The organism is Polaromonas sp. P1_G4, assembly GCF_056405475.1.
Window position 1 is genome coordinate 1 of record NZ_JBFUCA010000124.1, and the last position, 9,579, is coordinate 9,579.

Annotated in this window: 10 protein-coding genes; 7 read left to right on the plus strand and 3 right to left on the minus strand. The window is 63.8% G+C overall.

Translation table 11 applies throughout. From position 1 onward, the window contains the following. Positions 1–678: sulfate ABC transporter substrate-binding protein (locus AC1D1X_RS08430; RefSeq protein WP_477698128.1), on the minus strand; the 678-nt coding region annotated here is incomplete at its 3' end. A 156-nt stretch (positions 679–834) separates the two neighbouring features. Here AC1D1X_RS08430 and AC1D1X_RS08435 point away from each other — a divergent pair. Both AC1D1X_RS08435 and mnmC read left to right on the plus strand, forming a co-directional pair. Next, a complete protein-coding gene (locus AC1D1X_RS08435; protein ID WP_477670829.1) occupies positions 835–1,116 on the plus strand; it encodes an oxidative damage protection protein in 282 nt (93 codons plus the stop codon). A 9-nt stretch (positions 1,117–1,125) separates the two neighbouring features. Then, positions 1,126–3,039 carry a bifunctional tRNA (5-methylaminomethyl-2-thiouridine)(34)-methyltransferase MnmC2/FAD-dependent 5-carboxymethylaminomethyl-2-thiouridine(34) oxidoreductase MnmC1 gene (mnmC, locus tag AC1D1X_RS08440; RefSeq protein ID WP_477698129.1) on the plus strand — a complete coding sequence of 638 codons (1,914 nt, stop codon included), beginning with the start codon at positions 1,126–1,128 and terminating at the stop codon, positions 3,037–3,039. Positions 3,040–3,126: 87 nt separating this feature from the next. Here the strand turns inward: mnmC and AC1D1X_RS08445 are convergent, their stop codons facing one another. Both AC1D1X_RS08445 and AC1D1X_RS08450 read right to left on the minus strand, forming a co-directional pair. Further along, on the minus strand, positions 3,127–3,993 hold the full coding sequence (locus AC1D1X_RS08445; RefSeq protein WP_477670831.1) for a response regulator transcription factor: 867 nt from the start codon (positions 3,991–3,993) through the stop codon (positions 3,127–3,129). A 66-nt stretch (positions 3,994–4,059) separates the two neighbouring features. Then, the gene (locus AC1D1X_RS08450) at positions 4,060–5,271 is read right to left on the minus strand and encodes an ABC transporter substrate-binding protein (RefSeq protein WP_477671216.1); all 1,212 of its coding nucleotides are present in this window, start codon (positions 5,269–5,271) and stop codon (positions 4,060–4,062) included. A gap of 266 nt (positions 5,272–5,537) precedes the next feature. Between AC1D1X_RS08450 and AC1D1X_RS08455 the strand changes: the two genes are divergently transcribed. The 5 genes from AC1D1X_RS08455 to AC1D1X_RS08475 all read left to right on the plus strand — a co-directional run. Continuing rightward, a complete protein-coding gene (locus AC1D1X_RS08455; RefSeq protein WP_477667269.1) occupies positions 5,538–6,329 on the plus strand; it encodes a sulfite exporter TauE/SafE family protein in 792 nt (263 codons plus the stop codon). A gap of 44 nt (positions 6,330–6,373) precedes the next feature. Continuing rightward, positions 6,374–8,185, plus strand: coding sequence for a nitrite/sulfite reductase (locus tag AC1D1X_RS08460; protein ID WP_477698130.1), 1,812 nt, complete (start codon positions 6,374–6,376; stop codon positions 8,183–8,185). Between the two features lie 11 nt (positions 8,186–8,196). Next, positions 8,197–8,592: a DUF934 domain-containing protein gene (locus AC1D1X_RS08465; protein ID WP_477670833.1), complete on the plus strand. Its 396-nt coding sequence runs from the start codon at positions 8,197–8,199 to the stop codon at positions 8,590–8,592. A 5-nt stretch (positions 8,593–8,597) separates the two neighbouring features. Next, a complete protein-coding gene (locus tag AC1D1X_RS08470; RefSeq protein WP_477698132.1) occupies positions 8,598–9,218 on the plus strand; it encodes a phosphoadenosine phosphosulfate reductase domain-containing protein in 621 nt (206 codons plus the stop codon). A 7-nt stretch (positions 9,219–9,225) separates the two neighbouring features. Beyond that, positions 9,226–9,579: phosphoadenosine phosphosulfate reductase domain-containing protein (locus AC1D1X_RS08475; protein WP_477698131.1), on the plus strand; the 354-nt coding region annotated here is incomplete at its 3' end.

Below are 9,579 nucleotides of genomic sequence, written 5' to 3' on the forward strand. Positions count from 1 at the left end.
GGCGATCAGCACGTCGCCCTGGGCACGCTGGGCGAAGGTGATGGTGGAGCCGCGGGCGCCGGTGTCCAGCACCGAAACGTTGCCATAGAGCTTGGCGACAAACTCCTTGGCCTTGGCGTCGCTGCCGTATTTGCGCTTGGCGAATTCCCAGGCGGCCAGGTAGTTCCAGCGGGCGCCGCCCGAGGTTTTAGGGTTGGGCGTGATCACGTTGATGCCGGGCTTGATCAGGTCATCCCAGTCCTTGATGCCTTTGGGATTGCCCTGGCGCACGGCCAGCACGATGGTGGAGGTGTAGGGCGACGAGTTGTGCGGCAGCTTCTTTTGCCAGTCGGCCGACAACCAGCCGCCGTTTTTGACCAACGCGTCGGTGTCGCCGGCCAGGGCCAGCGTGGCCACGTCGGCGTCCAGGCCGTCAATGATGGAGCGGGCCTGCTTGCCGGAGCCGCCGTGCGACTGCTTGATCGTCACATCCTGGCCGGTCTTGGCTTTCCAGTATTTGCTGAAGGCCGCGTTGTATTCGACATAAAGCTCACGGGTTGGGTCATACGAGACGTTGAGCAGCGTGACGGGCGCTTGCTGGGCCTGGGCGGTCAGCAGTGACCCTGCCAGCGTCAAACCCAAACCGGCCGCCACGGCAGTGCGGGCGGAAACATTGATAAAGTTGCGGCGTGAAGTCATGGTTGCTCTCTTTTCCAAAAAATTGCGTGTAAATGCGAACAAAATGGATTCTGGAAGCAGACCTTAGAAACTGGAACGAATAAAAAATCAGTTCTTTATTCCACAAACATCCTTAGACATCTCAGCTACAACTTAGCCCTACTAAAGAACTACCCCATGGCACGCCTCGTCAAATGCATCAAACTCGGCAAAGAAGCCGAAGGCCTGGACTTCCCGCCCTACCCCGGCCCGCTAGGAAAGCGCCTTTGGGAAGAAGTCAGCAAGGAAGCCTGGGCGGAGTGGATGAAGCAGCAAACCATGCTGGTCAATGAAAACCGCCTGAACCTGGCCGACGCCCGCGCCCGCCAGTACCTGGCACGGCAGATGGAAAAACATTTCTTCGGCGACGGCGCCGACGCAGTGCAAGGCTACGTCCCACCCACGACACCCACGCCCTGACCTGACCGCATGCCCGAGCGCATTGAGTGGCTGGACGACGGCACCGCCGGCGGCAGCCCCTACAGCCCGCGCTTTGGCGACCGCTACCGTAGCGAGCTGGGCGGGCTGGATCAGGCTAAAGAAGTCTTCCTCAAGGGCTGCGGCCTGCCTGGGGCCTGGGCCGGTCAGCCGCAATGGACTGTTCTTGAAACCGGCTTCGGCCTGGGCCTGAATTTCCTGGTGACCTGGGCCGCCTGGAAGGCCGACCCGAAGCGCCCTGGCCTGCTGCATTTCGTCTCGACTGAAGCCTTTCCGGCGAGCGCCGAAGATGTGCTGCGCAGCGCCAGGACCCATCCTGAATTGCTGCCTTTCGCCGAACAGTTGCAGCGCCAGCYATGGGGGCTGCTGCCGGGCTTTCACCGGCTGGTGTTTGAAGGCGGCCAGGTCTTGCTGACGCTGTGCATCGGCGACGCCAAGGCCATGCTGCGCGAGCAGTCGTTTGAGGCAGATTCGGTCTACCTGGACGGCTTCAGCCCGCAGCGCAACCCGGACATCTGGGACGTGCACACCTTCAAGGCGGTAGCCCGCTGCTGCCGGCGCGGCACGCGTATAGCCACCTGGACAATTGCGCGCAGCGTGCGCGACGCCTTGGCGCAATGCGGATTTGTGGTGAACAAGGTACCGGGCATTCCGCCCAAGCGCGACAACCTGCAGGGTGAGTTCAACCCGGCGTGGGAGCCGAAAAAAACACATCCCTCGCCCACACGCCGGCCACCTGCCCGCTGCGTGGTGATTGGCTCTGGCCTGGCCGGCGCGGCCGTGGCGGCCAGCCTGGCGCGCCGCGGCTGGCAGGTCGTGGTGCTGGATGCTGCCGAAGAGCCCGCCACCGGGGCGTCCGGCCTGCCCGCCGGCTTGCTGGCGCCGCATGTCTCGCCCGACGACAACCCGCTCTCGCGCCTGTCGCGCCATGGCATTCGTGCCACGCTACAGCAAGCTGAGGCCTTGCTGCAGGCCGGTGACTGGGGCCGCACCGGCGTGCTGGAGCACGCGGTGGAGCACCCGCGCAAACGGCCCGAGGCGTGGCAAACAGACTGGGTCGACGCCGCTAGCGACTGGACAGGGCCAGCCGACGCCGACAAGCTCAGKCAATGCGGCCTGCCGCCGGATACGCCCGCGCTGTGGCATGCGCGGGCCGGCTGGATCCGGCCGGCCGCCCTGGTCGACGCCTGGCTGGCGGGGCCGGGTGTGCAATCGCACGGCCGATCAATAGTGAACCGCCTGAACCAGGCCTCGGGCCAATGGCAGGTTCTGGATGCGCAGGGCCGGGAGTTGGCTCGCGCCGAACTCGTGGTGCTAGCTGCCGGTTATGCCAGCCTGGAACTGGCAGCCGGCGCCGGTACGGACAAGGCTGGCGAACTGGCATTGCAGGCCATCCGGGGCCAGGTGAGCTGGGGCCTGCACGAGCCCGGCGCGGTCGGCGCACTGCCGCCCTTTCCCGTGAACGGCCATGGCAGCCTGGTGCCCGCGGTGCCCCTGCCCAGCAAGGCCGGCGGCGTGGCCTGGGTCATGGGCTCCAGCTTTGAACGCGACAACACCCAGGCCGAAACACGGCCCGAGGACGACCAGCACAATCTCAGCCGGCTGCAAACCCTGCTGCCGCAAACCGCCCGTGCACTGGCCGCACAGTTTGAGCCAGGGAAGGTTCAGTCCTGGGCGGGTGTGCGCTGCGCTACACCCACCCGTTTACCCGCTTTGGGTCCGCTGGAAGAAAGCCCGGGCCTGTGGGTGTGCAGCGGCATGGGGTCGCGCGGGCTGACGTTTGCCGCGCTTTGCGGGGAATTGCTGGCGGCGAAGCTGCACGCCGAACCTTTGCCGATTGAACAGCGGCTGGCGGAGGCGCTGGTGCCGCAGCATGCGGCGCCCGCACCGATCGTCAACACCTGAGATTCTTAAGCAAAACAGGGCTGAAACCAAGGGGAACGGGCGCAAGCAGCTATCAAATAGATAGCATTCAAGGCGTAGTGAGCGCCTTCACTCCACGCTGCGCAGCAGGCGTTTGAGCTTTCCGGGGTGCAGCGGTTTGCGCAGGCTGCCGCGCGCGCCGCCGAACCATCCGCGCACGGTGTCCAGCGGGGAGAGACGGTTGCCGGTCAGGATCAGGTAGGCGATGGCAGGGCGCGATGCCTCCACTCGCTTGACCATTTCCCAGGACTCAATGTCGGGGAGCTCCATGTCGAGAATCACCAGCTTGTAAAGATGCGTGTCAATCAGCTTGAGCGCTTCGGTGCCGGTGGTCGCCTCGTCTATCTTCACGAAACCGGCCATGGCCAGCCTGGCACGCAGGTAAAGACGCGCGTCGCGGTCAGCATCCACCACCAACACCTGAGGGCGCTCCGGCAGGGGCTCCGGGGCTTCCAGCGGCGCCGGCGCGGTAGGCGCCTGCGAATCAAAGTCGAGATCGAGGTCCAGCAGCGCAGTGGATTCGGACAGCAGGTCGAGATCCAGGCCCTTCTCACCATGTGCTTTGCCCGGCTGCAGGGCCTGCGCGGCCTGCCGCCGTTCAGCGGCCAGCAATTCGTCCATACCGTCAATCACGGCGGTCCACTGCAGCGGGCGCGGGATCACCAGACGCGCCCTGGCCGGCGGGTTGTCGCCGATCCAGATCAGGGTGAAGTCGTCATTCGCGGGGTTGGCCAGCTCCAGCGCAGCTTCCCAGCTGTCGCCGTCAATCAACGCCATCAAGGCCTCTTCGGGCGCGTCGGGCGTCCAGGGGGTGTAGGCGATGGATCGTGTTTCGGAAATGCGAAACACTGCGTTCAGGGCATGACGCTCAACGTCATCAAACCCGAACACTTTTACAAAAACCCGCTTGACAGCCTCACCACCCGTATTCGTCATTGCGCCCGATTATGGGGGGATCACCGGGGAGGCTTCAAGGAATTCAGCGCCTGCGTTGTCAAAACGTCACTTCATGGCCGCGGCAGGCCGGCGGGCCTTKACATACGCATCGCTTGGCAAATAGGCCTTGCCGTCGGCATAGCGCCATTGCACCATGGTGCCCTTGTGGCCGCGCAGATCCAGCCTGCCCACGTAGGCGCCCATGGTGGACTGGTGGTCAATGGCGCGGAATTCGGCGGGGCCGAAAGGCGTGGAAAACTTCAGTCCGCGCAGCGCCACCACCAGCTTTTCGTTGTCGGTGGAATTGGCCCTGCGGATGGCGGCAAAAATCGCCTGCATGGTGGCGTAGCCCACCGCCGAGCCGACTTTGGGGTATTCGTTGAAGCGGCGATAGTAGTTGGCCGCGAAGCTGGCGTGTTCCCGGGAGTCGATCTGGTCCCAGGGGTAGCCGGTGACGATCCAGCCTTTCGGCGTGTCGTCTTTCAGCGTCTCCAGGTACTCGGGCTCCCCCGAAAGCATGGACACCACTGGTATGCGGGGAAAAATGCCGCGCTGGTTGCCCTCACGGACCAGCCGGGTCAGGTCGGCCCCGAAAGTCGCGTTGAAAATCGCCTCAGGTTTTGCCTGCATGGCCGTCTGCAGCGTCGGGCCGGCTTCTATCTTGCCCAGCGCCGGCCACTGGTAACTCACAAACTCGACGTCCGGTCGCCTGGCTTTCAGCAGCTCCTTGAACACAGTGACCGCGCTCTGGCCGTATTCGTAATTGGGGGCAATCGTGGCCCAGCGTTTGGCCGGCAACCTGGATGCCTCTTCGACCAGCATGGCTGCCTGCATATAAGTACTGGGCCGCAGGCGGAAGGTGTAGCGGTTGCCCTGTTCCCAGACGATGGCGTCGGCCAGCGACTCGCTGGCGATAAACACCCGTCGGCTCGCCTGGGCATGGCCGGCCAGCGCCAGCCCGACGCTGGAGTAAAACCCGCCCGCCAGCACATCCACCCTTTCTTTTGAGGTCAGCTCGACGGCCTGTCGCAGGGCTTCCTCGGGTTTGCCGGCGTCATCGCGCGAGATGACTTCGATCTTGCGGCCCAGCAGGCCGCCGGCCACATTGATTTCCTCGACCGCAAGCTGCCAGCCTTGCCGGTAAGGCTGGGCGAACTGGGGAATGGCGGAGTAGCTGTTGATTTCGCCGATCTTGATGGGAGGTTTCGGGCTGCCCTGGGCGAGCGTCACCGCCGTGGCGCAGGCCAGAAACAAACCACCCATCAGGACGGACTTCATCAATTTCACGGGTTTTCTCCAAAAATGGGCAATTCGGTTAATTTGGCAAGCCCAAAACAGGGCGGCTCATCCGAAAGAGCAGGGACTGTACCAGCGCTTTGTGACGGGTCGGTTGGTGAATGGTCAGCCTCAACGCAAGCCTTATGCCGCTGGCACGAAAAAACCGCCCGAAACCCGCATATTTATTGGCGAATAAGCTTATCTGCATAACGGCAGAACAAATGTGTAGTTTGTTTTTATAAGTCGGGCACTTACATTTTCCCGCTATGCATGAATTTGCCTTTGTATTTGCTGGTTTTGCCGTCGGCCTGGTTGTGGGTTTGACAGGGGTGGGCGGCGGCTCGCTGATGACGCCGCTGCTGATCTTCTTTTTCGGCATCAAACCGCACCTTGCCATCGGCACCGACCTGCTGTTTGCGGCCTTTACCAAGATGGGCGGGACCGTCAGCCTGGCCCGCGCCCGGGTGGTGGACTGGAAAATCGTCGGGCAAACAGCAGCCGGCAGCATTCCGGCGGCCCTGGCCACCCTTTATATGTTGCAGCGCATGGGCCCGGCCAACCCGGCTACGCAAGCCATCATGACCACCACCCTCGGCCTGGCGTTACTGCTGACGGCTGGCGCCACGGCCTACAAGGTGCTGCGCGGCAAGGCCGCCCCTACCACCATCGCGCCCGAACTCATAGGCCAGGCCACGCGTGCGCGCCACTGGTCGCTGCCGCTGCTGTTTGGCGCGGTCATCGGCACGCTGGTCACTTTGACGTCAGTCGGCGCGGGTGCCATCGGCGTGATCGTGCTGATGCTGCTCTACCCCACCCTGCCGCTGCCGCGCATCGTGGCGGCCGACATTGCCCACGCCGTGCCCCTGACGCTGGTGGCGGGCCTGGGTCATGCCTCCATCGGTTCGGTCGACTGGCCGCTGCTCATCAAGCTGCTCGCCGGCTCGCTGCCCGGCATCTGGCTGGGTTCGCACCTGGTGCACAAAACGCCTGACCGCGTGATCCGTTCGCTTTTGTCCGTGCTGCTGGCCTATGCCGGCGTGAAGCTGATTTCGATCTGACCCTCTCCTTATAAAAATCCCACGACGTTTGAATCCCGACAGCCATGTACCAATACACAGAATTTGACCGCGAGTTTGTCAAGGCCCGCGCCAACCAGTACCGTGACCAGCTGACCCGCTGGCAGGCAGGCCAGTTGCCTGAAGACGAATTTCGCCCGCTGCGCCTGCAAAACGGCTGGTATGTACAGCGCTATGCGCCCATGCTGCGCGTGGCCGTGCCTTATGGCGAGCTGTCGAGCGCGCAGATGCGCGTGCTGGCCAAAATCGCCCGCGAATACGACCAGCCCAACGCCGCGCTGTTCAATGAAGCCCAAGCCAAGCAGGACAAGCTCGGCCCCGTCAATCTGAAAAACGGCCTGTCGGTCAGCTCCAAGCTGACCACCGGCTACGCCCACTTCACGACGCGCCAGAACGTGCAATACAACTGGATTCCGCTCGACAAGTCGGCCGAGGTGATGGACCTGCTGGCCAGCGTCGCCATGCACGGCATCCAGACCAGCGGTAATTGCATCCGCAACATCACCAGCGACGAACGCGCCGGCATCGCCGTTGACGAGATCGCCGACCCGCGTCCCTTCGGCGAAATCCTGCGCCAGTGGAGCACGCTGCACCCCGAGTTCGCCTTCCTGCCGCGCAAGTTCAAGATCGCGATCAGCGGCGCCCGCGAAGACCGCGCCGCCACGGCCTGGCACGATGTCGGCCTCCATTTGATCCGCAATGCCGAAGGCGAACTGGGCTTCAAGGTGCTGGTGGGTGGCGGTATGGGCCGCACGCCGGTGATCGGCACCGTGATCCGCGAGTTCCTGCCCTGGAACCAGATCATGAATTACCTGGAAGCCGTGGTACGTGTGTACAACCGCTATGGCCGCCGCGACAACATCTACAAGGCCCGTATCAAGATTCTGGTGAAGGCCGAAGGCCAGCGCTACATCGACGACGTCGAGGCCGAATACAAGCAGATTCTGGAACACGACGGCGCGCCGCACACCATCACGCAGGAAGAACTCGACCGGGTGACAGCCTGCTTTGTGCCGCCCGCGCTCAATTGCGACCGCAAGAGCGCCGATACAAAAATTGCCAACATCCTGCGCGCCGCCGCCGAAGACGACGTGGAGTTCGGCCGCTGGCTGCAGCGCAATGTGGCCCCGCACCAGAACCCCGACCTGCGCGCCGTGACGCTGTCGTTCAAGCGCCTGGGCCAGGCGCCCGGCGACGCGACGGCCGACCAGTTGGACATCGCGGCTGACCTGGCCGACCAGTTCAGCGCCGGTGAAGTGCGTGTGACGCACGACCAGAACCTGCTGCTGCCCTGGGTTCGCTGCGACGAGCTGCCCGAGCTCTGGCGTGCCGCCCGCAAGGCCGGTTTTGCCAAGCCCAACATCCACCTGCTGACCGACATGATCGCCTGCCCCGGTGGCGACTTCTGCTCGCTGGCCAATGCGCGCTCCATCCCGATCGCCGAAGCCATCACCGAGCGCTACCAGGACATGGACGAGCTGCACGACCTGGGCGAGATTGACCTGCACATCAGCGGCTGCATCAACTCCTGCGGCCATCATCACAGCGGCCACATCGGCATCCTGGGTGTGGACAAGGATGGCCTGGAGTGGTACCAGGTCTCGCTGGGCGGCTCCGATGGTTCCACGCTGAGCGGTGCCTCGGTGCCCGGCAAGGTGGTCGGCCCTTCGTTTACCGGCGCCGAAGTGCCCGAAGTCATTGAAGCGGTGCTGGACACCTATCGCCAGCTGCGCGAGGACGGCGAAACGTTCATTGCGACTTTCCGTCGCGTCGGCATTGAACCGTACAAGGCCGCCGCCAAGGCTGCGCGCTTTGCCCCCAWCACCGTCGCGCACTGAAAGGACTGACCATGAAATTACTGCCTTTCAGCGAACAAAGCGGCGCGGAACAGCCCGGTACCCTGGTCCTTGCGAACGACGCCGATCCCTTCGAGGTCTCACTCGACGGCATCTCTCGCATTGACCTGAACTTCCCGAAGTTCACCGACGGCCGCGCCTACAGCCAGGCCTTCCTGCTGCGCCGCCGCCGCGAATTCAAGGGTGAAATCCGCGCCACCGGCGACGTACTGGTGGACCAGCTGGCGCAGATGGAGCGCAGCGGTTTTGACACCGCCGTGCTGCGCGCCGACCAGGACATGGCCGTGGCCCAGCGCGTGCTGGCGTCCTACCCCGGTTACAGCGCAGGCAAATACCAGGGCGACGCGGTGGACGTGCAACCCCACTTCAAGGAGGCGGCTTGCGCCTGAACACCATGAGCCTCGACCTTGCAAAGATCAACGCAGAACTCGGCCACAACGCACAGGGCCTGGTGGGCTGGGCCGTGGGACTGGGCCGGCCCGCCATCGTCACCACCAATTTCCGTCCCTTCGAGGYGGTGATACTGCACATGGTGACGCGCGCCAATTCCCGCGTTCCCGTGGTCTGGATGGACAACGGCTACAACACCGAGGCCACCTACCGCTTTGCCGACGAAGTGACCAGGCTGCTCAAGCTGGACCTGCATATTTACCTGCCGCGCCGCTCCCGTGCACACCGCGAGGCGGTGGAGGGTCCGACCCCGGCGCTGGACGATCCACGCCATGCGGCCTTCACTGAGGAGGTGAAACTCGAGCCCTTTGCCCGCGCTCTGCGTGAAACCGCGCCCCAGGTCTGGTTCACGGCCTTGCGCGCCACCGACACCGCGGTACGCGCCCAGATGGATCCGGTCAGCGTCAACCCCGACGGCCTGATCAAGGTCGCGCCGCTCCTGCACTGGTCGTCCAAGGACCTTTACCAGTACTGTGAGATCAACGGCCTGCCCAACAACTTTGACTATGTGGACCCCACCAAGGGCGAAGACAACCGCGAATGCGGCCTGCACCTTGCGCACTGACTGACCTATGAACGCCCGCACCCCATCCCACCTGCTGCCAGCCGACCCGGCGACCTCCATCGCGCGGCTGTCCAACTCCCACCTCGACGCGCTGGAAGAAGAAACCATCTTCATCCTGCGTGAAGTCGCCGCCGCCTTTGAGCGCCCGGCCCTGCTGTTTTCGGGCGGCAAGGATTCGTTGGTGATGCTCAAGTGCGCCGAGAAAGCGTTCGGCGTGGGTCGCATTCCCTACCCGCTTCTGATGATCGACACCGGTCACAACTTCCATGAAGTGACCGACTTTCGCGACCTGCGCGCCAAAGAGCTGGGCGCCGAACTGATCGTGCGCAATGTCGAAGACTCGATGAAACGCGGCACCGTG